Annotated in this window: 19 protein-coding genes; 15 read left to right on the plus strand and 4 right to left on the minus strand. The window is 71.0% G+C overall.

Translation table 11 applies throughout. From position 1 onward, the window contains the following. Positions 1–92 precede the first annotated feature (92 nt). The 6 genes from ACFY93_RS25685 to ACFY93_RS25710 all read left to right on the plus strand — a co-directional run bounded on the left by ACFY93_RS25685 (position 93) and on the right by ACFY93_RS25710 (position 9,206). Positions 93–1,859, plus strand: coding sequence for a DUF4192 family protein (locus ACFY93_RS25685; protein WP_391363227.1), 1,767 nt, complete (start codon positions 93–95; stop codon positions 1,857–1,859). 468 nt (positions 1,860–2,327) lie between these two features. Continuing rightward, entirely contained in the window at positions 2,328–3,086 is a 759-nt protein-coding gene (locus ACFY93_RS25690) for an NUDIX domain-containing protein (RefSeq protein WP_391363229.1), read from the plus strand. A gap of 138 nt (positions 3,087–3,224) precedes the next feature. Next, entirely contained in the window at positions 3,225–5,186 is a 1,962-nt protein-coding gene (locus tag ACFY93_RS25695; RefSeq protein ID WP_391363231.1) for an ATP-binding cassette domain-containing protein, read from the plus strand. 163 nt (positions 5,187–5,349) lie between these two features. Further along, positions 5,350–6,234 (plus strand): FCD domain-containing protein, encoded by an 885-nt coding sequence (locus ACFY93_RS25700; protein WP_391363233.1) that lies wholly within the window; start codon positions 5,350–5,352, stop codon positions 6,232–6,234. A 454-nt stretch (positions 6,235–6,688) separates the two neighbouring features. Next, on the plus strand, positions 6,689–8,230 hold the full coding sequence (locus ACFY93_RS25705) for an RNA polymerase sigma factor (protein ID WP_391363235.1): 1,542 nt from the start codon (positions 6,689–6,691) through the stop codon (positions 8,228–8,230). A gap of 157 nt (positions 8,231–8,387) precedes the next feature. Further along, on the plus strand, positions 8,388–9,206 hold the full coding sequence (locus tag ACFY93_RS25710) for a trypsin-like serine protease (RefSeq protein WP_391363237.1): 819 nt from the start codon (positions 8,388–8,390) through the stop codon (positions 9,204–9,206). Between the two features lie 106 nt (positions 9,207–9,312). On the opposite strand, the gene ACFY93_RS25715 is transcribed toward ACFY93_RS25710, so the two are convergent. Then, a complete protein-coding gene (locus ACFY93_RS25715) occupies positions 9,313–9,543 on the minus strand; it encodes a hypothetical protein (RefSeq protein WP_391363239.1) in 231 nt (76 codons plus the stop codon). Between the two features lie 442 nt (positions 9,544–9,985). Between ACFY93_RS25715 and ACFY93_RS25720 the strand changes: the two genes are divergently transcribed. The 6 genes from ACFY93_RS25720 (at position 9,986) to ACFY93_RS25745 (ending at position 16,844) form a co-directional block, all read left to right on the plus strand. Further along, positions 9,986–12,109 (plus strand): DNA gyrase subunit B, encoded by a 2,124-nt coding sequence (locus tag ACFY93_RS25720; protein WP_391363241.1) that lies wholly within the window; start codon positions 9,986–9,988, stop codon positions 12,107–12,109. A gap of 209 nt (positions 12,110–12,318) precedes the next feature. After that, positions 12,319–12,843, plus strand: a complete 525-nt coding sequence (locus ACFY93_RS25725; RefSeq protein WP_391363243.1) for a DUF1453 domain-containing protein — start codon at positions 12,319–12,321, stop codon at positions 12,841–12,843. Further along, positions 12,840–13,988: a histidine kinase gene (locus ACFY93_RS25730; protein WP_391363244.1), complete on the plus strand. Its 1,149-nt coding sequence runs from the start codon at positions 12,840–12,842 to the stop codon at positions 13,986–13,988. Before ACFY93_RS25725 ends, ACFY93_RS25730 begins: the two co-directional genes overlap by 4 nt. Next, a complete protein-coding gene (locus ACFY93_RS25735; protein ID WP_391363246.1) occupies positions 13,985–14,671 on the plus strand; it encodes a response regulator in 687 nt (228 codons plus the stop codon). The genes ACFY93_RS25730 and ACFY93_RS25735 overlap by 4 nt, the downstream gene beginning before the upstream one ends. Positions 14,672–14,766: 95 nt before the next feature. Beyond that, entirely contained in the window at positions 14,767–15,255 is a 489-nt protein-coding gene (locus ACFY93_RS25740) for a DUF485 domain-containing protein (RefSeq protein ID WP_391363248.1), read from the plus strand. Next, positions 15,252–16,844 carry a cation acetate symporter gene (locus ACFY93_RS25745; protein ID WP_391363249.1) on the plus strand — a complete coding sequence of 531 codons (1,593 nt, stop codon included), beginning with the start codon at positions 15,252–15,254 and terminating at the stop codon, positions 16,842–16,844. Before ACFY93_RS25740 ends, ACFY93_RS25745 begins: the two co-directional genes overlap by 4 nt. 91 nt (positions 16,845–16,935) lie before the next feature. On the opposite strand, the gene ACFY93_RS25750 is transcribed toward ACFY93_RS25745, so the two are convergent. After that, positions 16,936–17,628: a response regulator gene (locus ACFY93_RS25750; RefSeq protein ID WP_391363251.1), complete on the minus strand. Its 693-nt coding sequence runs from the start codon at positions 17,626–17,628 to the stop codon at positions 16,936–16,938. 161 nt (positions 17,629–17,789) lie between these two features. Between ACFY93_RS25750 and ACFY93_RS25755 the strand changes: the two genes are divergently transcribed. From ACFY93_RS25755 to ACFY93_RS25765, 3 genes are read left to right on the plus strand one after another with little or no spacing between them, the layout of a single operon-like run. After that, positions 17,790–18,605: an ATP-binding cassette domain-containing protein gene (locus ACFY93_RS25755; protein WP_391363253.1), complete on the plus strand. Its 816-nt coding sequence runs from the start codon at positions 17,790–17,792 to the stop codon at positions 18,603–18,605. After that, the gene (locus ACFY93_RS25760; protein ID WP_391363255.1) at positions 18,595–19,458 is read left to right on the plus strand and encodes an ABC transporter permease subunit; all 864 of its coding nucleotides are present in this window, start codon (positions 18,595–18,597) and stop codon (positions 19,456–19,458) included. Before ACFY93_RS25755 ends, ACFY93_RS25760 begins: the two co-directional genes overlap by 11 nt. 56 nt (positions 19,459–19,514) lie before the next feature. Beyond that, complete coding sequence (locus tag ACFY93_RS25765) at positions 19,515–20,576, plus strand: ABC transporter substrate-binding protein (protein ID WP_391363257.1); 1,062 nt, start codon at positions 19,515–19,517, stop codon at positions 20,574–20,576. Positions 20,577–20,669: 93 nt separating this feature from the next. Here the strand turns inward: ACFY93_RS25765 and ACFY93_RS25770 are convergent, their stop codons facing one another. Beyond that, positions 20,670–21,350: a response regulator gene (locus tag ACFY93_RS25770; protein WP_391363259.1), complete on the minus strand. Its 681-nt coding sequence runs from the start codon at positions 21,348–21,350 to the stop codon at positions 20,670–20,672. Then, a complete protein-coding gene (locus tag ACFY93_RS25775; RefSeq protein ID WP_391363261.1) occupies positions 21,347–23,068 on the minus strand; it encodes an ATP-binding protein in 1,722 nt (573 codons plus the stop codon). The genes ACFY93_RS25770 and ACFY93_RS25775 overlap by 4 nt, the downstream gene beginning before the upstream one ends. Positions 23,069–23,148: the final 80 nt, after the last annotated feature.

Here is a 23,148-nt window from a genome sequence, read left to right on the forward strand (position 1 = left end):
CCGAGCACGTTGTGGACAACTCATGGCATGTCCCTGATGCGACTTATCCACAGGCCAAAGCGGAATTTCGTGATTCGCGAGAAGGTCACGGCATGACGAATCACAGCGAAATGGCCGACCCGTCCGGCTCCGGTGACATCAGCGGGATCGACGGCCGTGCGGACGCCCCGGGCACGGCGGACGCCGGCCGCTGCCGGCTCCCGGCCCCGCGGACGGGAGACACCGGGCTCGGGGGACTGGCCGACGGCGGGCAGCCCGATGGCGGAAGGTTCGACGACCCACAGTCCGACGGCGGACGGCATGACGGCGGACTGCGTGACGGTGGACGACGCGACGGTGGACGACTTGGCGGTGGCGAGAGGCCGTCGGCGGGCGGGGAAACCGGCGGCGACCCCGCCCGAGGCACCGGGGACCACGCCCCGGGCACCGGGGACGCCGACTCGTGCGGCCATCACCAGGTCACCCTGCGCACTCCGGGCGAGCTGGCCGACGCCCTTCCCTACCTGCTCGGATATCGGCCGGAGGACAGCATCGTGCTCGCCGCCCTGCACGACGGGCAGAGGCGTGGCCGCTTCGGCGGACGGGCGCGGCTCGGCATCCCCGCCCAGAGCGACGACTGGCCCGCCGTGGCCGAACAGCTGGCTCGGGGCCTGGTGACAGGCAGCGAGCGCCGTGGCGCCCGTCCCGGGAGCATGGTCGCCTTCCTCTGTCAGGAACCCGCGAGCGGCGAATCGGGGCGGGACGTCATGAGGCGCCTGCGGCCGCTCGCTCAACTGCTGCGCACGGCCTGCGGCCGGCTCGACGTACCCGTGGTGGAGGCCCTGTGCATCTCCGACGGCCGTTTCTGGTCGTACTGCTGCCCGGGCCAGGGGTGCTGCTCGGCGGACGGTCAGCCGATGGGGCTGCCCGGGACCTCGGTACTGGCGGCGGCGGCCACCTACGCGGGTCTGCGGGTGCGCGGGAGCCTGCGGGAACTGACGGCCCGGCTCACGCCGTGGGAGTCAGCGGCGGCCCTCGCACAGGAGGTGGCGCTCGACACCGCGAACATGGCCCTCGTCCCCCGGATCCTGGAGGCCGGCAGCCGTGCCGAGGTCGCCGGGGAGACTCTCGGACTCGCGCACCGGATCATGGGCAGGCTGGCCGACGCCCCACCGGAGCCGGATCCGCTGCGCGCGGACCGTCGCGACGACGGGCTCATCGGACACGACGAGGCGGCCACGGTGATCCTCGGCCTTCAGGACCGTACGACCCGTGACCGTGCGGCGGAGTGGATGGAGGGCGACGAGGCGGGTCCGGCCCTGCGGCTCTGGCGAGCCCTGGCCCGCCGCTGTGTCGGGCCGTACCGCGAGCACGCCGCCGCTCCGCTCACCCTCGCGGGCTGGGTCGCCTGGTCGTCCGGCGACGAGTTGGAGGCCAGGGAAGCTCTGGCGATGGCGATCGGCGTCGATCCCGACTACCTCTTCGCGCGGCTTCTTCATCAGGCGTGCAACGAGGGACTGGACCCGGAATCGGTCCGCCGCTGCCTGCGTGCGGAGCGCACCGGTCGCGGGGCTGCGGCGGGCAGCGCCTCGGAGCCGGTCGAGGGGGCCGGACCGTCGTCGCCCACCGAGAAGGTTCCGGTGGCGCCGGGCACCGGCGTCCCGCCCGAGCTCCCGCCGGCGCCGAGGACCGGTCGCCGCCGGTCGAGGACGCACCCGGCGGGCAGCGCGAGGGGGTGCGGGGACCGACGCCCGCCGGGAAGGGCGGGCGCCCACCGGCGCGGCGGCAGGGAGCGGGGGCCGGGCCGCGCGCCGGAGGACACGAGCGGCCGTTTCCGGCTGCCTCGTACGGGCGGGAAGCGCACGGAAGAAGACACGTGAACCCCGAGACCGGCGCCCCGCCCCGTCCGGGGGCGGGCGGCCTCCGGCGCCCCGCCATCGGTGAGGGCGTTGCGGTCCCCTCCGCGGACGGGCCCGTGGACACCGCCGCGGGTGCGAGCGGACCGAACCGACTGCAGGACACCGACGGTGCCGTTCCCGCGCCGACGCCCCGGCCGGGACTGTGACCCTGCGTCCGCTCCGCGGCGCACCGCTCGGTGAGATAGGCCTGACCGGTCTCCGGGTCGCGGGTGCCTCCTTCTCCGTTCGCGTCGGCAGACTCGGGCTTGGCGGTGGTGGAGGAGGCGGAGAGGCTCCAGTTGGGGGTATGACGGGGCGTGACCCCACAGGCCGCCCCTCCGGCCGTAGAAGGGCGGAGATCGTGGCGGGCCGGTCATCCGATGTGGATCGGTCACTGATGCGACCGGTGAAGGGAGTGTTTATCGTCAGGAAGACGACTATGATCACGGCATGCCCTACGACCCGTCGGCCTACCCGCCCTACGCTGTCACTGTGGACCTGGTCGTGCTGACCGTGCGCCGCCACGCCCTGTGCGCGCTGGCGGTGCGGCGAGGCGAGCAGCCGTTCCAGGGGCGGTGGGCGCTGCCCGGCGGCTTCGTACGGCCGGACGAGGATCTGTCGCAGGCCGCCGCGCGGGAGCTCGTCGAGGAGACGGGGCTGTGCGCTCATGAGCCTGCCGCGCCCGCCCAGGACAAGGGCGCGCACCTGGAACAACTCGCGACGTACGGCGACCCGAAGCGTGACCCGAGGATGCGGGTGGTCAGCGTCGCCCACCTCGCGCTGGCCCCCGACCTGCCCGCGCCCGTGGCGGGCGGCGACGCCCACAGCGCGCGGTGGGCCCCCGTCGAGGAGCTGTTGCAGCAGGGCGGCCACGGGCGCGACGGAGAGCAGATGGCGCCTCTCGCCTTCGATCACGCGCAGATCCTTTCGGACGGTGTGGAGCGCGCCCGGTCCAAGATCGAGTACTCCTCGCTCGCCACCGCCTTCTGCCCGACCGAGTTCACCGTCGGGGAGCTGCGTCGCGTGTACGAGGCGGTGTGGGGCGTGGCTCTGGATCCGCGCAATTTCCACCGCAAGGTGACCGGCACCCCCGGCTTCCTGGTGCCCACAGGGGGCACGACGACACGACAGGGCGGCCGTCCGGCCCAGCTCTTCCGGGCGGGCGGCGCCACGCTGCTCAACCCGCCGATGCTGCGCCCGGACGTCTGACCGGCTCCGCGGGCAGGCGGGATCGGCCGAGGCGCCGGCCGTCGAAAGCCGGTCCTCGCGACCGACTGCGGGCCGACTGTCGCCCGGCCAGGCTCACGTTGCCCGACAAAACGGGCATACAGCGCTATCTTGCATTGGGTGATCCAGGCCATCGGACTGACCAGCAGCACCCGCAAGGAGCCTCTGCCCGCCGTCGACGACGTCTCCTTCGAGGCGCGCGCCGGTGATGTCACCGCGCTCGTCGGTGCCCCGGGTGCGGGCAAGACGACGGTGCTGAGGCTGATGCTCGAACTGCAACAGGGGCGTGGGATCACCTATTTCAGAGGCCGGCCACTGCACCGGATCGCCCATCCGTCGCGGGAGGTGGGCGCGCTGCTCGGCGACGTCCCGGGCCATCCGGCGCGCACGGTCCGCGGTCAGCTGCGCATGCTGTGCGCCGCCGCGGGTGTCTCCGTGCGGCGCGCCGACGAGGTCCTCGAGGCGGTGGGTCTCGCCGGACTGCGCGACGAGCGCCTCGGCACGCTGTCGCGCGGGATGGACCGCCGTCTCGCTCTGGCCTGCGCCCTGTTGCCGCGGCCGCACGCCCTCGTCCTCGACGACCCCGCCGGTGGGCTGAGCGCGGGCGAAGGCCGTTGGGTGCACGGGCTTCTGCGCGCGCACGCCGACCAGGGCGGCACCGTGCTGTTCACCACGGACGACACCAAGGAAGCGGCGCGAACGGCCGACCGGGTCGTCACCCTCGACCGGGGCGCGGTCGTCGCCGCCCAGACCGCCGACGAGTTCGCGAGGACCAGGCTCCGGCCCCGTGTCACCGTACGGAGCCCGTACGCCGCCCGGCTCGGCGCCGTACTGGCCAAGGAGGCGCGCACCTCGCGTCGTTCCGTCGAGATCGTGCGCGAGGACGGCAACCGGCTCTCGGTCTACGGCAGTACGTGTGCGGACATCGGCGAGACCGCCTTCCGGCACGGCATCCTCGTCCATCAAATCGCGGACGAGATCGGAGACATGGGTCCCGTGCCCCCGTCGCCTGCTCGCTCCGGGAGGCCCGCGGCCGACGAGCGCGCGTCCCCCCGCCCTGTTGACGCCACACGGACGCGTGCCGAGACCGAGGGCCCCGACCCGGCCGGAGGGCCGGGCGCCACCGACCGGCGAAGGCCGGCGGGCGCCCCGGGGTCGACGGAGCCCCACCGGCCGGCGGGCACCCCCCGCCCGGCGGGCACCCCGGGCCCTGCGGACGGGACCGCTGCCCCGGCGCAGGCGGCGGCTCCGGTGCGGCCGACGGCCGCGGGCGCTCCGTACCGCCTCCCGCCCGCCATCTCGGTACGCCAGGCGCCCAGCCCGCTGCGTCCGCTGCGCTACGAGCTGCGCCGCGCCCTCGGGATCGGCACCGGTTACTTCACGGCCGCGGCGGTCCTCGTCACCTCGGCGGTCCTGTCGGTCCTCCTCGCCAGAATCGGCCACACCCCTCTGTCCCGGCTTCTGGCCGCGTGGCCGGCCGACCTGCCGCTGCCGCCGGCGGCACTCGGCGCCGGACTGCTCGGCGCGGTCTCCTCCGGCGACGAGTTCCGCCACCCCGCCCTCGCCGTGGACCGCGGCACGGTCCCGCGCCGCCTGGGTCTGCTCGCGGCCAAGCTCCTCGTCACCGCGTCCACCGCGTTGATGCTGGCCTTCCTCACCGTGGGGTGCGACGCCGAGGCGCTCTACCTCGTGTACGGACGGGAGGTCGTGGGGGTCCCCCAGGACTGGCTCGCGGACACGGCGAGTTGGGTCGGGCTGGTGGTCGGCTGCGCCTGGGCGGGCGTACTCGCCGCAGGGCTCTTCCGGTCCACGACGGCCGGGCTCGCGGCGGTGCTCTCCGTGCCGGTCCTCGTCGTACCGCTCGTACAGAGGGCCTGGGAGGGACCGTCCGTGCGGACGGCGGCCGGGCTTCCCCATAGGCTGTGGGAACTGCCGCTGATGCAGTGGCCGTTCGGAGGCGAGCGGTATCTGGCGGCCGGGGCGAGGGTGATCTCCCAACCCGTGGGAGGCGCGCTGACGTTGTCCCTGACGGCTCTGCTCTGCGCTTATCTGTTCACGACCCTCCGCGGAAGGGTCCGATGACGACCGGGCGGACCCTTCCGTTCCGGTCGTGCGCACAACTCCCCGCAGAATGCCCGATTTCTTTCCGATAAGGCGTCAATTGCGACGGGGTGAGCGATCACCCTTTCGTGTGCTTTTCACCAAAGCCCTCAAGGCAGTTGAGGGCAGCGCCGAAAAAGGATGCGTGAGTACCCTTGCGCACACCATGATGACCGCCGCCCGATCGGACTCCGGCCTCGCCGGCCCGGGCGAACTCGACCGCTACCCCTACGCCGAGGCCTCCGGCCCCGATCGCGTCGGTGCCCCCGCGTGGGAGAGCGCGGATCCGGAGCTGGGCCGCGTGGGCCGACGCGCCACGGGCAGCCGCGGCCGCGGCCTGCACGGCCAACTCGTTCAGCAGCTCGGCCAGATGATCGTCTCCGGCGACCTCGGCGCGGACCGCCCGCTCGTGCCGGAGGAGATCGGCCAGCGCTTCGAGGTCTCCCGCACCGTCGTCCGGGAGTCGCTCCGTGTCCTGGAGGCCAAGGGGCTGGTCAGCGCCCGCCCGAACGTGGGCACGCGCGTGCGTCCCGTCAGCGACTGGAACCTGCTCGACCCCGACATCATCGAGTGGCGGGCCTACGGGCCACAGCGCGACGGCCAGCGACGTGAGCTGAGCGAGCTGCGGTGGACCATCGAGCCGCTCGCCGCCCGCCTCGCCGCCGGGCACGGACGCGAGGATGTCCAGCAGCGGCTCGGCGACATGGTCGAGATCATGGGCCACTCCATGGCGCAGGGAGACGTGCTCACGTTCTCGCGGGCCGACGCCGAGTTCCACTCGCTGCTCATCCAGGTCGCCGGCAACCGCATGCTCGAACACCTGTCGGGCATCGTGTCGGCGGCCCTCCAGGTCTCCGGAGGCCCGGTCACCGGTTGTGACCGTCCGAGCGACGCGTCGGTGGCGCACCACGCCAGGATCGCGGAGGCGCTCGCCGCCGGCGACGGCCCGGCCGCGGAGGCGGCCATGCGCCAGCTGCTCACGATCCACCCCGAGGCGGAGCGGGTGGTGCCCGCCCCGCGAGAGCACTGAGCGCGTTCCGCGGGCGGCGCGATCGCGGTGCGGCCCCGTGGCCCCGCGCGGCCCCGTTGCCCGGGGCCCTGTCCGGTGGATGATCCGCCGTGGCCCTCCTGGGCCCGGCGAAGCGCCTTCCGTCGGGCCCCTTTCCGCTCTCCGGGGCTCGGCGGGGGCCCGGCGGTGTGATGGGTGCACCCGATACTGACCGGGTATGACACCAAATGAAAGTATTTGCACGCTTACGGGGTGTGACTCGGGCCACGTGGATTGGGCGTAACGCTCCTCGGAACAGCGCGATGACCTAAGAGGTGACAGCCGAGAAGGGAATACGGACGCCGTTCATGGCGCTGTGACTCGTCCCGGCACCCGCACGCGCCGTCGGCCCATCACTCAGCCGGCGGTCGTCGGTTCCTGTCCACAGGAGGACATGGGGCCGGAAGCCGTTTTCCAACGTTCCGAGAGGTTGTTCGTGTCGGCCAGCACATCCCGTACGCTCCCGCCGGAGATCGCCGAGTCCGTCTCTGTCATGGCGCTCATTGAGCGGGGAAAGGCTGAGGGGCAGATCGCCGGCGATGACGTGCGTCGGGCCTTCGAAGCTGACCAGATTCCGGCCACTCAGTGGAAGAACGTACTGCGCAGCCTCAACCAGATCCTCGAGGAAGAGGGTGTGACGCTGATGGTCAGTGCCGCGGAGCCCAAGCGCACCCGGAAGAGCGTCGCAGCGAAGAGTCCGGCCAAGCGCACCGCCACCAAGACCGTGGCGGCGAAGACGGTGACCGCCAAGAAGGCCACCGCCGCCACCGCGCCTGCTGAGCCCGCCGCCGACGATTCCGCCGAGGACGCCGCGCCCGCCAAGAAGGCAGCCGCCAAGAAGACGACGGCCAAGAAGGCTGTCGCGAAGAAGGCGACGGCCAAGAAGGCGACGGCCAGGAAGACCGCCGCCAAGAAGGACGACGCCGAGCTGGCCGACGACGAGTCGGCGGAGGAGACCCCCGCGTCGGGCAAGACGGGCGACGAGCCCGAGGGCACCGAGAGCGCCGGCTTCGTGCTGTCCGACGAGGACGAGGACGACGCCCCCGCCCAGCAGGTCGCCGCCGCCGGTGCCACCGCCGACCCGGTCAAGGACTACCTCAAGCAGATCGGCAAGGTCCCGCTGCTCAACGCCGAGCAGGAGGTCGAGCTCGCCAAGCGCATCGAGGCCGGTCTGTTCGCCGAGGACAAGCTGGCCAACGCCGACAAACTCGCGCCGAAGCTCAAGCGCGAGCTGGAGATCATCGCCGAGGACGGCCGCCGCGCCAAGAACCACCTCCTGGAGGCGAACCTCCGTCTGGTGGTCTCCCTGGCCAAGCGCTACACCGGCCGCGGCATGCTCTTCCTGGACCTCATCCAGGAGGGCAACCTCGGTCTGATCCGCGCGGTCGAGAAGTTCGACTACACCAAGGGCTACAAGTTCTCCACGTACGCCACCTGGTGGATCCGTCAGGCGATCACCCGCGCCATGGCCGACCAGGCCCGCACCATCCGTATCCCGGTGCACATGGTCGAGGTCATCAACAAGCTCGCGCGCGTGCAGCGTCAGATGCTCCAGGACCTGGGCCGCGAGCCCACCCCGGAGGAGCTGGCCAAGGAACTCGACATGACCCCTGAGAAGGTCATCGAGGTCCAGAAGTACGGCCGCGAGCCCATCTCGCTCCACACCCCGTTGGGTGAGGACGGGGACAGCGAGTTCGGTGACCTCATCGAGGACTCCGAGGCCGTCGTCCCGGCCGACGCGGTCAGCTTCACCCTCCTCCAGGAGCAGCTGCACTCGGTCCTCGACACCCTGTCCGAGCGCGAGGCGGGCGTCGTCTCCATGCGGTTCGGTCTCACCGACGGTCAGCCGAAGACCCTCGACGAGATCGGCAAGGTGTACGGGGTGACGCGCGAGCGCATCCGTCAGATCGAATCGAAGACGATGTCGAAGCTGCGCCACCCTTCGCGTTCGCAGGTGCTGCGCGACTACCTGGACTGAGCCCCTGCCGCCTCGCCGGCGCGGGTGTACGTCACGGAGGGCCCGGTTCCCGTGTGGAGCCGGGCCCTCCGCCGTGCGCGCGCGAGGTGCGGGTGCGGGTCTGCGCACGAGGGATCACTCTGGGTTTCCCACACCCGTCCCAGAGTGAGGAGCGCGCATGCGCCGTCCCTTCGTCCAAGCGCTGGCCCTCGCGGCCATGACCGCCGCGATACCGCTGGCGGCGCCGGGTCCCGCGGCCGCCGACAGCGTTGTCGTCGGTGGCTATCCGGTCGACATCGACCAGGCTCCCTGGACCGTGGCGCTCACCAGCCGTGACCGGTTCGGGGGTACCCGGGCGGGGCAGTTCTGCGGGGGTGTGGCGGTCGACCGCTCGACCGTGCTCACCGCGGCCCACTGCATGGGCGAGGACGTACTGAGGACGCCGCCCGAGGGCGTTCCCGACCTGAAGGTCATAGCGGGCCGTGGGGATCTGCTGGGGGCCGGCGGACAGGAGATCCCGGTGCGTGAGACCTGGGTCAACCCGGCGTACGACCCGGACACGAACGCCGGCGACTTCGCCGTTCTGACCCTTGTCACGCCGCTTCCCGAAGGCTCTGCCATCGGCATGGCGGGCCCGGGAGACCCCGCCTACACGCCGGGGACCGCCGCCGTGGTCTACGGCTGGGGCGACACGACGGGGATCGGCGACTACGCGCGGACGCTGCGCGCCGCCCGCGTCGAGGTACTGGACGACTCCGTCTGTGAGCAGGCGTATCCCGGCCGTGCGGAAGGGCAGTACCAGGCGGGGTCCATGGTGTGCGCGGGCGAGGTCGCGGGCGGCCGGGACGCCTGCCAGGGGGACAGTGGCGGACCGCTGGTCGCCCTGGGGCGCGTGATAGGCCTGGTCTCCTGGGGGAGTGGATGCGGGAACGCCGGAAGCCCCGGCGTCTACACGCGCATTTCGGACGTCATCCGGACGGTGAGCGAGAGCCGCTGAGGCCGCTTGGCGGACGGTACGAGTACGGGCGGCCACCTCCTGTAGCGGAGGTGGCCGCCCGCTCGCCGGCCTGTCGCCGGATCAGGCTCGTCGTTGATGCGAAGTGTCAGCGTTCTTCGTCGTTGTCACTTGCCGGAACGGTCGTGAGCCGCTCCGTCTCATCCTGTATCTCAGCGGCGATCTTCTTGAGTTCCGGCTCGAACTTGCGGCCATGGTGGGCGCAGAAGAGCAGTTCACCGCCGCTGATGAGGACGACGCGCAGATATGCCTGGGCGCCGCAACGGTCGCAGCGGTCAGCGGCCGTCAGCGGGCTCGCGGGGGTCAGAACAGTAGTCACGTCGCCTCTTCTCTAGCTCGACGAGCTGTCGTACCAGGGTCAACATCCAACCAGGCCGAAAACGTTCCCGCTCGTGGCTTCTCATCGAAAATTTCTTTCCGAGGTGGCTGTCTGCTACCGGTTGGCGGCGAATGAGCCGTATTGCGTGTCTTTGTGTCTTACGGGTTCGCGCTGTCTGTCGGTGGTCGGTCCTCCCGGCTGGCTTGCCGGTTGTTCATGAGGACGTGCCCGGAGCCTAAATGGTTCATGCCTGGAAGGGAACGTGATATGTACTTCACTCCAACGAGGGATCGAACAGGTATACGACTCTGGACTAGTCTGAGTTCAAGACGAGGGTGGCGTGACAACCGCTCTACCAGGCCTCGGTACCCTCGGACCGGCGACCGAAGCCGAGCCCTTACCCCAAAGGGTGCGATCTGAAATTCAGCGAGGAGCGAACCGCGTGACCGCCGAGACGTCCGTGCCGTCCACAGCGCTGCTGACCGGAGCAGACCGGGACGGTTCCAACTACACCGCGCGGCACCTGCTCGTCCTCGAAGGGCTCGAGGCCGTACGCAAGCGCCCCGGTATGTACATCGGATCGACCGACAGCCGCGGTCTGATGCACTGCCTCTGGGAGATCATCGACAACTCCGTCGACGAGGCCCTCGGAGGCTACTGCGACCACATCGAGGTCATCCTTCACGACGACGCCTCCGTCGAGGTGCGGGACAACGGCCGCGGCATCCCCGTGGACGTGGAGCCCAAGACCGGCCTTTCCGGCGTCGAGGTCGTGATGACGAAGCTGCACGCCGGCGGCAAGTTCGGCGGCGGCTCCTACGCGGCCTCCGGCGGCCTGCACGGTGTGGGCGCCTCCGTGGTGAACGCGCTCTCCGCCCGGCTGGACGTCCAGGTGGACCGCGGGGGGCACACACACGCGGTGAGTTTCCGGCGGGGGACGGCGGGGGCGTTCAAGGCGGACGGCCCGGACGCCGCCTTCGACCCCTCGGCCGGACTGCGCAAGCTCAAGAAGATCCCGAAGAACCGCACCGGCACGCGCGTGCGCTACTGGGCGGACCGCCAGATCTTCCTCAAGGACGCCAAGCTCTCCCTGGAGAACCTGCACCAGCGCGCCCGCCAGACCGCGTTCCTGGTCCCCGGCCTGACCCTCGTCGTGCGCGACGAGTACGGGCTCGGTGACGGCGGCAGCAAGGGCGAGGAGTCCTTCCGCTTCGACGGGGGCATCAGCGAGTTCTGCGAGTACCTCGCCACCGACAAGGCCATCTGCGACGTACTCCGTTTCTCCGGGCAGGGGACCTTCAAGGAGACGGTTCCCGTCCTGGACGAGCACGGCCAGATGACGCCCACCGAGGTCACCCGTGAGCTGGGCGTCGACGTGGCCCTGCGCTGGGGCACCGGCTACGACACGACCCTCAGGTCGTTCGTGAACATCATCGCCACTCCCAAGGGCGGCACCCACGTCGCGGGCTTCGAGCAGGCCGTCACCAAGACCGTCAACGAAGTACTGCGCACGAAGAAGCTGCTGCGCGTGGCCGAGGACGACGTCGTGAAGGACGACGCCCTGGAAGGGCTGACGACCGTGGTCACGGTGCGTCTGGCGGAGCCGCAGTTCGAGGGCCAGACCAAGGAGGTGCTCGGCACCTCGGCGGCCCGCCGAATCGTGACGAACGTGGTCACCAAGGAGCTGAAGGCGTTCCTCACCTCGACGAAGCGGGACACGGCCGCACAGGCCCGCGTCGTCCTGGAGAAGGCCGTCGCCGCGGCCCGCACGCGCATCGCCGCACGGCAGCACAAGGACGCGCAGCGCCGCAAGACGGCCCTCGAGTCCTCCTCGCTGCCCGCCAAGCTCGCCGACTGCCGCAGCGACGACGTGGAGCGCAGCGAGTTGTTCATCGTCGAGGGCGACTCGGCGCTCGGTACGGCGAAGCTCGCGCGGAACTCCGAGTTCCAGGCGCTGCTGCCGATCCGGGGCAAGATCCTCAACGTGCAGAAGGCGTCCGTCACGGACATGCTCAAGAACGCCGAGTGCGGGGCGATCATCCAGGTCATAGGAGCGGGGTCGGGGCGGACCTTCGACATCGACGCGGCGCGCTACGGGAAGATCATTCTGCTGGTGGACGCGGATGTCGACGGCGCGCACATCCGCATTCTGCTGCTGACGCTGTTCCAGCGGTACATGCGGCCGATGGTCGAGGCCGGCCGGGTGTTCGCGGCGGTGCCGCCGCTGCACCGGATCGAGCTCAGCCAGCCCAAGAAGGGCCAGGACAAGTACGTCTACACGTACTCGGACCGCGAGCTGCGCGAGACGCTTCTGGAGCTGCAGCGCAAGAACGTCCGGTACAAGGACTCGATCCAGCGGTACAAGGGCCTCGGTGAGATGGACGCCGACCAGCTGGCCGAGACGACGATGGACCCGCGTCACCGCACCCTGCGCCGCATCAACATCTCCGACCTCGACTCCGCCGAGCAGGTGTTCGACCTGCTCATGGGTAACGACGTCGCCCCGCGCAAGGAGTTCATCTCGAACTCGGCCGCGACGCTGGACCGGTCCCGCATCGACGCGTGACACCTCGGGCATGCCTTCCCCCAGGCGAGGAGCAGCACGCAGCGGAGCCCGGAGGGCCGCTCCACCCCTGGGTGGAGCGGTCACCCGGAAGATGATCCACCCGCCATCCACCCTCGCGCCGATCTCCTGACCAGCCCATTTCCGTAGCGTCGAAGGCGTCGGCAGAACTCGCTGCCGGCTTTCGTTCTTCGTCGCACACGGAGGCCGTGATGTCAGGGCTTGTCGATGCCGTGTTGATCCTCGTCGTCGTCGTGGTGGTCGTCGCCCGTCAGTTCCGGGCGCGCAGGATCAGCACGGGCAGGCGGTGGTGGGCCGGTCCCGCGGTCCTGGGTCTCGTCGCCCTGCGTGAACCCGGGCTGCTCGACCCTCATCACCAGGCCGCGGCCGCAGCGCTGCTCGGCGCCGAGCTGCTCATAGGCATGGGAATCGGAGCCGGCTGGGCCTGGACCTCCCGGGTGTGGACCGACCCGGACGGCACGGCGTGGAGCGCGAGCACGAGGGCGAGCGCGGCCGTCTGGTTCGGAGGCATAGCCCTGCGTCTCGGCCTCTTCGGCATCGGCGTTCTGCTCGGCGTGCGCCAGGACACCCCGGCCCTGCTGCTCGGGCTGGCCTCCACCCTGCTCGTGCGGGGCGGCGTCCTGGCGTGGCGGTCGCAGTTCCTGCGCCCGCTGGACCCGCCGAGCCCGGCGTACGGTGATGCCGTGCACCTGCCTCTGCGGAAGGAGCCCGTGTGACACCGGACGCCTGGACGCGCTGGCCCTCGCGGGAGGCGCTCGCCCACGAGGGAGTGTCCAAGCCCCGGCGGTCGCTCACCCTGGCCTCGCGTCTGGTGATGCTCGGTGTGCTTCTGTGGGCCATTTTCACGGACGGCGACCTGAGCGGATGGGGCGCCGCGGCGGCCTGTCTCGGCGCCCTGCTGTGCGCCCTGGCGGTGTGGGCCTTCTACCGAGCCACACTTCAGCACCGTCTGCTTCCGTCGCTGGCGCTCCTCGCCGCGTTGCTCGGCGCCGGGATGGTGGCACAGGGTGTCGGGTTCCGGCTGCCGGCGGTCGTCCTGCTGTGCGGGTGCGCCGTCACGGCGATGGAGAGACTGCCGCTCACAGCCGCCCTGCCGGTCGCCTGCGTCGCACTGGGGGCGTTCGCCGTCCTGAACCACGACGGCTGGATCGCCACCGCGGCCACGGTGGGCGGACTCGGCCTCGCGGGCTATGTGCTGCGGCTCGACGCCGAGGCCCGGGCGAGTGCCCTGCGCCTGCTCGCGCAGGAGCGCGCGGCTCGGGCGGCGGAGGCGGAGTCGGCGGCGCTCGCCGAGCGGTCCCGGATCGCGAGGGAGATCCACGACGTGCTGGCGCACAGTCTCTCGGCGCAGCTCGTACACCTGGAGGCCGCCCGGCTGTTGATCGAGAGGGGCGCGGACAGGGAGCAGATCCATGAACGTGTGGTGGCGGCGCGGGGCATGGCCCGCGAAGGGCTGGCGGAGACCCGTCAGGCGCTGTCCGCGCTGCGCGGTGAGATGTCGCCGGTGGAGGAGTTACTGAGCGAACTCGCCGCCGCCGACCGGGCGGACGTCACCGTGACGGGGGAGCGGCGGCCGTTGCCGGCCGAGGCGTCGCAGGCGGTGCGCAGAGTGGCGCAGGAGGCCCTGACGAACGTGCGCAAGCACGCTTCGGGCGCCGCGGTCCGTCTGCGCCTGGACTACGGGGAGAGTGAAGTCACCCTGGACGTCCGGGACTCGGGCGGACCGCCGGGGGAACTGACCGGCTCGGGAGCCGGGTACGGTCTGCTGGGCATGCGGGAGCGTGCCGAGCTGCTGGGCGGCTCACTGGAGGCCGGGCCAGGTGAGGAGGGATTCGTGGTGACGCTGAGGGTGCCGCTGTGACGGAGGAGGAGGGGAAGAAGCCGGCGCGGGTGGTGGTGGCGGACGACCAGACCGTGGTGCGTGAGGGCATCGTGATGCTCCTCGGGCTGTTGCCCGGTGTCGAGGTGGTGGGCGCGGCCGCGGACGGGTTCGAAGCGGTGGAACTCGTGGGGAAACTGGCTCCGGACGTCGTGCTGATGGACCTTCGCATGCCGCGCTGCGACGGGGTGGAGGCGACCCGGCGCATCCGCACGGAGTATCCGGGCACGCAGGTCGTCGTGCTGACGACGTACGCGGACGACGAGTCACTGTTCCCCGCGCTCAGGGCGGGGGCTCGCGGCTACCTCACCAAGGACGCGGGCGGTGACGAGATCGTGCGGGCCGTGGAGAGCGTGCTGTCGGGGGAGGCGGGACTCTCGCCGCGCGTTCAACGGCGGCTGCTGGAGCGCCTGTCGGAGCCGCGGCGGGAGCCGCCCGCGCAGGCTCCGGACGGGCTCACAGCACGCGAGACCGAGGTGCTGGTGCTGATCGCCGAAGGCCTCACCAACCAGGAGATCGCCCGGAGACTGCATGTCTCCACCGCGACCGTGAAGACACACATCAACAACCTCTTCGCCAAGACCGGACTCAAAGACCGGGCCCAAGCGGTGCGTTATGCCTATGGGAAGGGTCTTGTACGACTACCAGGCGATGGAGTCACCTGATGGGGTGAAGAGGGGGGAGTAACAAGTCCGAGATCTTCCCGTTCTGCCCATCCTTGGGCACGTGGCCGAAACGGGTCGCGGACAAGGAGAGTTCGGTGGAACAGCACGACGGTCGCGACACCGGGAAGGTGCGGTCCGACGACCCCTGGTACGACGCACTGGCCTCCGGCTGGGGTGAACTGGACGGGACGGGGGCTCCGGCGGCCCTCGCCGTGCCGCCCGCGCGCTCGGAGCACGGGGATGGCAGGGGTACGGCCGATGTCTACCTGGAGGTGCAGCGCAGCGCCGCGTTCCAGGAGGTGCGACGGCGGTACCGGAGGTTCGTGATCCCGGCTGTCGCCGTCTTCTTCACCTGGTACGTGGCCTACGTGGTGACGGCGACGACGGCGCACGCGTTCATGGCCAGGCCGGTGGCCGGCGAGCTGAACGTGGCGATGATCGCGGGGCTGGGACAGTTCCTCACCACCTTCCTGTTCACCTGGGCGTACGCGCGTCACGCGCGGCTGCGAAGGGACCGGGCGGCGCTCGATCTGCGGTGGGACACGCAGGAGCTGACGCGGAACGTCAGAGAGGGGCAGCGGTGACCGGCAACCATCAGGCACTGGCGCTGTTGCTGTTCAGCGCGTTCGTGGCGGTGACACTGGGGATCACGACGTGGGTGAGCCGGAACCGGCACGGTTCGGCGGAGGAGTTCTACGCGGGCGGGCGTCTGTTCTCCCCGATGGAAAATGGTTTTGCCATCGCGGGCGACTACATGTCGGCGGCGTCCTTCCTCGGTATCTCCGGTCTCATCGCGCTGTTCGGCTACGACGGGCTGCTGTACTCGGTCGGGTTCCTCGTCGCCTGGCTGGTGGTCCTGTTCCTGGTCGCGGAACTGGTGCGCAACTGCGGACGGTTCACGCTGGCCGACGTCGTCGCCGCGCGGATGAGTGAACGACCGGTGCGGATCGCCGCGGGAACGTCCTCGGTGACCGTGTCCGTCCTGTATCTGGTGGCGCAGATGGTGGGCGCCGGCAGCCTCGTCGCCCTGCTGCTGGGCGGCAGGAGCGGGGCGGCGCAGGCGTGGACCGTGGTCGGCGTCGGCGCGCTCATGGTGATCTACGTGTCGCTGGGAGGGATGCGGGCCACCACGTGGATCCAGATCGTCAAGGCGGTCCTGCTGATGGGCGGGGCGATCGCCCTGACCGTGCTCGTCCTGGCGCGGTTCCACGGGGACTTCGACGCGTTGCTGCGTTCGGCGGCGCAGCGCAGTGGTCACGGCGACGCGTTCCTCGCGCCCGGGCTGAAGTACGGAGGCGACTGGACGGCTCGCCTGGACTTCATCAGTCTCGGCCTCGCGCTGGTGCTGGGCACGGCGGGGCTGCCCCACATCCTGTCCCGCTTCTACACCGTGCCGACGGCCCGGGCCGCGCGCCGTTCGGTGGTCTGGTCGATCGGGCTCATCGGCGGCTTCTACCTGATGACGATCGTGCTCGGGTTCGGCGCGGCCGCCATCGTCGGCCCGGACGCGGTGCGCGGGTCGAACGCCGCGGGGAACACGGCGGTGCCGTTGCTGGCGCTCGACCTGGGTGGCGGCGCCGACTCCACCGGGGGCACACTCCTGTTCGCGGTCGTCGCGGCCATCGCCTTCGCCACGATTCTCGCGGTCGTCGCCGGGATCACCCTGGCCTCCTCGGCCTCCGTGGCGCACGACCTCTACGCGTCGCTGCGCAGGAGACGGACGAAGCCGCGCAGCGAGGTGGCCGTGGCGCGGGCCGCCGCGGTCGGGATCGGTGTCGTGGCGATCGCGCTGGGACTGCTCGCCCGCGATCTGAACGTGGCGTTCCTGGTCGGGCTGGCCTTCGCCGTCGCGGCCTCCGCGAATCTGCCGGTGCTGCTCTACTCGCTGTTCTGGCGCGGATTCACGACGCGCGGCGCGGTGTGGGCGGTGTACGGGGGCCTGGTGCCCTCGCTGGTGCTGGTGCTGCTGTCCCCGGTGGTCTCGGGCAGCCCCGCATCACTCTTCCCCGGCGTCGACTTCCAGTACTTCCCCCTGCAGAATCCGGGTCTGGTCTCGATCCCGTTGGGCTTCGTCGCGGGCTGGCTCGGCACGCTCACCTCGGCACAGCCGCCGGACGAGGCCAAGCACGCGGAGACGGAGGTGCGGTCGCTGACAGGCGCCGGGGCGGTGTGAGCCGTGAGCACCGGCATTGGGACGCCACGCCGCGTTTCCGCTCCACTCCGCCGCCCGCTGCCTCCTGGAGAGGTGCCCGGCGGTGGGGGGCCTACGGTGCCACCCACGCGTAGCGGTGCTCGGGCCGCCCGGTGTCCCCGTACTTGAGTGAGAGCCGCAGTCGGCCCACCTGTTCGAGGTGGCGGAGGTACCGCTGGGCGGTCGAGCGGCTGAGGCCCGTCTCGGCGGCCACCTCGTGGGCCGACAGAGGATGGTCGGCGCGGTGCAGCACCTCGCAGATGAGATCCGTGGTCGGTTCCGAATGGCCGCTGGGCAGCCCCGGAGAGGTGGGTGCGGCCGTGGTCCGCAGGGCCCCGAAGATCCGGTCGACCTGCTCCTGGCCGGCCACGCCCCGGCCGCCCACCCGGTCGACGGTGCGGCGCAGTGCCGCGTAGGAGTCGAGGCGGGTGCGCAGCGCGGCGAAGGTGAACGGCTTGACCAGGTAGTGCAGGGCGCCGAGGCGCATCGCGGCCCGGACGGTCACCACGTCGCTCGCCGCGGTGATCATGATGACGTCCGTGCCGTGGCCGCGTTCGCGCATCCGGTGGACCAGTTCGAGACCGGTCTCGTCCGGAAGGTAGTGGTCGAGAAGGACCAGGTCGATGGGCGCCCGCTCCAGCCCGGCCAGGGCCTGGGCAGCGCTGTGTGCCCGGGCGGCCACCCGGAAACCGGGAACCTTCCCCACGTACTTGGCGTTGATCTCGGCGACGCGGAAGTCGTCGTCCACGACCAGGACGTCAATCATCGGGCCTCTTTCCGTCAAGGCCAGTCGAGCCGTCGGCCCGTGTTTCGGCTCCGCTGTTGTAGCGCGCGCAAAACGAGCACAACAGACTCTTGCAAGCAGAAGAATGCCTTGCGCCCAGAAGACTGACGCTGTGGCCCGCACCACACCTACGGTCCCGGCCCATGAGCGCAGAGAACAGCCCCGCCATCGAGCTGCGGGGCGCGAGCAAGGTCTTCAGGACCCCGTCGGGGGGTCTGCACACGGCCGTGAACCAGCTGGACCTGACCGTCGGCCGCGGTGAGTTCGTGGCCGTCGTCGGGCCCACGGGCTGCGGTAAGTCGACCACGCTGACCCTCGTCAGCGGTCTGGAGGAGCCCACCGAGGGTGACGTCCGCGTGGCCGGCGAGCCGGTCGTCGGAGTCGGTGACAAGGTCGGCTTCGTCTTCCAGCAGGACGCCACCTTCCCGTGGCGGACGGTGCTGTCCAACGTCATGGCGGGCCCGCGTTTTCGCGGTGTGCCGAAGGCGGAGGCCAAGCGCAGGGCCCGCGAATGGCTGGCCCGGGTCGGGCTCTCGGCGTTCGAGGACCGCTACCCCCACCAGCTCTCCGGCGGCCAGCGCAAGCGCGTGGCTCTCGCCGCGACCTTCGTCAACGACCCCGAGATCCTGCTGATGGACGAGCCGTTCTCGGCACTCGACGTGCAGACCAGGGCCCTGATGTCGGACGAACTGCTGGAGCTGTGGGAGGGCACGGGCGCCTCGGTCGTCTTCGTCACCCACGACCTGGAGGAGTCCATCGCCCTGGCCGACAAGGTCGTCGTCATGACGGCCGGACCCGCGACCGTCAAGCACGTCTTCGACATCGACCTGCCACGGCCGCGCAAGGTCGAGTCGGTACGCCTCGAGCCGCGGTTCATCGAGATCTACCGCGAGATCTGGGACTCCCTGGGCGAAGAGGTCCGCATCACCCGTGAGAGGGGCGCAGCACATGTCGCCTGAGGTCGTCTCCCTGCCGGCCGCCGTCGACACGGCCAAGCCGGATCGCGCGTACTCACGCGCGCGTGCCGCCCGCAGACGCAGGGTGGTGATCCTGGCCGCCCGGGCGGCACTCTTCGTGGTGGTCCTCGGGCTGTGGGAACTGCTCTCGCGGGCCGAGGTCATCGATCCGTTCAACTTCTCGATGCCGTCGAAGATCTGGGACCAGATCTATGTGTGGGTGACGCACGGGACGGCGCTCGGCTCCCTCGGAGAGCAGGTCTGGTACACGCTGCACGAAGCCCTGCTCGGCTGGGGGATCGGCGTGGTCTCCGGCGTCGTCTTCGGCATCGCCCTCGGACGGATCGCCTTTCTCGCGGACGTCCTCGGCCCGTACATCAAGGTGCTCAACTCGATCCCGAGGATCGTGCTGGCGCCGATCTTCGTGATCTGGTTCGGACTCGGACCGGCCTCCAAGGTCGCCTCGGCGGTGGTCCTGGTGTTCTTCCCGGTCTTCTTCAACGCCTTCCAGGGGGCCCGCGAGGTCGACCGCGACCTGGTCGCCAACGCCCGGATCCTCGGCGCGAGCGACCGCCGGGTCACCCTCCAGGTCGTCGTCCCGTCCGCCACCTCGTGGATCTTCACCAGCCTCCACGTCAGCTTCGGCTTCGCGCTCATCGGCGCCATCGTCGGCGAGTACATCGGCGCCACCAAGGGCATCGGCCTGCTCGTCGCGCAGTCGCAGGGCACCTTCAACGCCGCGGGCGTGTACGCCGCGATGGTCATCCTCGCCGTCGTCGCCCTGCTGGCCGAGGGCGTTCTCACCTTCGCGGAGAACCGCATCTTCCGGTGGAAGCCGTCGGACTCCGAACGCTGACCGCTCCCCTCTCGCCTCCTTTCCCCGCACCGCCTCTCACAAGGACGTGAACGACCATGCGCACCACCGTCAGATACGCGGCCCTCGCCGCCTCCGGACTGCTCGCCCTCTCCTCGCTCACCGCCTGCGCCAACGACGCGGCCGGCTCCACCGCGGACAGCGGCGCCAACAAGGGCGACGGCAAGGGGGAGCACGTCAAGATCATGGTGGGCGGCCTGGACAAGGTCATCTACCTGCCCGCGATGCTCACCCAGCGGCTCGGCTACTTCGACGCCGAGGGCCTCGACGTCGAACTGCTCAGTGAGCCGGCCGGTGTCCAGGCCGAGACCGCCCTCGTCTCCGGCCAGGTCCAGGGCGCCGTCGGCTTCTACGACCACACGCTCGATCTGCAGACCAAGGGCAAGGCGGTGGAGTCCGTCGTGCAGTTCTCGCGTGCTCCCGGCGAGGTGCAGATCGTCTCCGCCAGGAAGGCGGACGAGATCACGTCGCCGGCCGACTTCAAGGGCAGGAAGCTGGGCATCACCGGGCTGGGCTCGTCGACCGACTTCCTCACGAAGTACCTCGCGGTGAAGAACGGCGTGAAGGTCAGCGAATTCACGCCGGTCGCCGTCGGCGCGGGTCCGACCTTCATCTCGGCCCTCCAGCAGGGCGCCATCGACAGCGGCATGACCACCGACCCGACCGTCGCCACGATCCTGAAGAAGAACGCGGGCAAGGTGCTCCTCGACATGCGGACGCCGAAGGGGTCGCAGGAGGCGCTCGGCGGGCCGTACCCGTCGTCCAGCCTCTACATGCAGACGGAGTGGGTGAACGGCCACAAGAAGACCGTCCAGAAGCTCGTCAACGCCTTCGTGAAGACGCTCAAGTGGATGTCCACGCACAGCGCGTCCGCCATCGCGGCCAAGATGCCCGACGACTACTCGCAGGGCGACCGGACGATCTACGCCGGGGCGATCAAGAGCACCCTGCCGATGTTCACCGAGGACGGCGTGATGCCCGAGAACGGCCCCGAGACCGTCGAGAGGGTCCTCAAGGCGTTCAACCCGAACATCAAGAACGCCGACGTCGACCTGAGCAAGACCTACACCACGGAGTTCGCGGAGAAGGCCGCCCGCTGACCGAACGGTTCCACTGACCGAACCGGCCCGCTGACCGAACGGTCCCGCCGGCCGCACGGCGGGACGGGGACCACCCGCCTCTCCCGCCGTGCCTCAGGCGCGGGCCGCCCAGACGTAACGGTGCTCCGGGCGGCCCGCGTCGCCGTATCGCAGACTCAGCCGTGCCCGTCCCGTGCGCTCCAGGAGCTTCAGATAGCGCTGGGCGGTCTGCCGGCTCAGTCCCGTCCGCTCGGCGACCTCCTGGGCCGACAGCGGGCCCTCCGCGTCCATCAGGGCGCGCCGGACGAGATCCGCGGTGGTGGGGGAGTGCCCCTTGGGCAGGCCGGGCTCACTGTCCGCGGACAGGGCGCCGAAGATCCGGTCCACCTCGGTCTGCTCGGCCTCGCCGCCGCCGTCGAGGGTGCGGCGCAGCCGGGCGTACGCCTCCAGCTTGGCGCGCAGGCCCGCGAAGGCGAACGGCTTGACCAGGTACTGGAATGCCCCCTGGCGCATCGCCGCCTGGACGGTCGAGACGTCCCGGGCCGCGGTCACCATGATCACGTCGGTCTGGTGCCCGCGCCGCCGCATCTCCTGGACCACCGAGAGACCGGTGTCGTCGGGCAGATAGTGGTCCATGAGGACCAGGTCCACACCGGGCAGCTCCTCCAGCGCGCGCAGCGCCTGCGCCGCGTTGTGAGCCTCGCCCGCGACCCGGAAGCCGGGCACCTTCCCGACGTAGGCGGCGTTGACCCGCGCGACCCGGGTGTCGTCGTCCACGACCAGTACCTCGATCACCGCGAGTCCTCCTCCGCCGGCGTCCGCGTCCGCTGCAGTGCCCGGCTCCGCGCCGCGGCCCGCGTGACCCCGGGCCCGGGCTCCGTCTCCGGCTCAGCTGTGAACTCCGGGTCGGTGAGGCTCTCCGGAAGGACGACGACGAAGTCCGCGCCGCCGCCGTCAGCCTCCGTGACCCGGGCGCTGCCGCCCTGTCGCTCGGCCAGCCGGCGCACCAGGGACAGTCCGATGCCGCGTTTGCCGTGCGCCGGGGGCTCCTTGGTCGACCACCCGTCGGTGAAGATCACTTCGCGCCGGTCGGCCGGGATTCCGGGCCCGGTGTCCCGGACCCGCAGCACCGTCGTACGTCCCTGGGCGCGCAGTTCGACCTCCACGCGCGCGTGCGGGGTGCCCGCGACCGCGTCGAGCGCGTTGTCGACCAGGTTCCCCACGACGGTGACCAGTCCGCGCGGGTCGACCAGCCGGTCCGGCAACAGGGTCCGCTCGGAGATCCACAGGGCCACTCCGCGCTCGGCGGCGACGGTCGCCTTTCCGACGAGCAGCGCGGCGAGCAGCGGATCGTGGATCTTCTCGGTGACCTGTTCCGCCGTGACCCTGTGGTCGCCGACCACCTCACCGACGAACTCCACGGCGTCGTCGTACATCTCCAGCTCCAGTAGCCCCAGCAGGGTGTGCATCCGGTTGGCGTGCTCGTGGTCCTGGGCGCGCAGGGCGTCGATCAGGCCGCGCGTGGAGTCCAGTTCGCGTCCCAGCTGCTCCAGCTCCGTCCGGTCGCGCAGGGTGGCGACGGCGCCGCCGTCGTCGGTGGGCATCCGGTTGGCCACCAGGACGCGCTGGCCGCGGACGGTGAGCAGGTCGGTGCCGGTGACGCGGCCGGCCAGCACGTCGGTCGTCCGGCCGGGCCCGAGCGCGTCGTCGAGCGGCTGCCCGAGGGCCTCCGTGTCCAGGCCCAGCAGGCGCTGCGCCTCGTCGTTGAGCAGGCGTACGCGGCCGGAGCGGTCCAGCGCGACGACGCCCTCCCGGATGCTGTGAAGCATCGCCTCGCGCTCCGCCAGAAGCGCCGATATGTCGGAGAAGGCCAGGTCGCGGGTCTGCCGCTGGACCCTCCTCGAGATCAGGTACGCGGCCAGCGCGCCGGCCGCGAGGGCGCCGCCCGCGTACGCGAAGAGCCCCGGGATCGCGTGGATCAGGCGGGCGCGCACGCTGTCGTACTCGATGCCGACCGAGACCGCGCCGATGATGCGGCCGTCCGCGTCCCGCAGCGGGACCTTGCCGCGGGCCGAGCGGCCCAGGGTGCCGCTGTCGATCTCCATGACCGCGCGGCCGGACAGCGCCTCGCTGGGATCGGTCGAGACGATTCCGCCGATGCGCTTCTCGTCGGTGTGTGACCAGCGGACGCCTCGCAGGTTCATGACGACGACGTACTCGGCGCCGCTCGCCCTGCGGATCCGCTCCGCCTCGGTCTGCACGGGACCGTCCACGGTCGGCCGGGTCGTCCGCAGGTCCTCGGCGATCTGCGGCTGGGCCGCCGTGGTCTGCGCGATCGCGAGGGCGCGCCGCATCGCCTGGTCGTCCAGCTGGGCGCTGAGCGGTGCGAGGAACAGCCCGGTCGCGAGCACGGCGACTCCGGCGGCGATGGCCACCTGCATCAGCAGCACCTGCGAGAACACCCGCCGCGGCAGACCGAGGCGCAGTCGTCGTACGGGGGGAGAGGGGCTCATGGCTACGACGGTACGGGGACGGGTGGGCGACGCCGTAGGGGGTGTGGCGCGGATCTCCCGCTTCTCCCCGCCGTACGGAC

It is taken from the genome of Streptomyces sp. NPDC008313, from assembly GCF_042956125.1.
GTDB lineage: Bacteria > Actinomycetota > Actinomycetes > Streptomycetales > Streptomycetaceae > Streptomyces.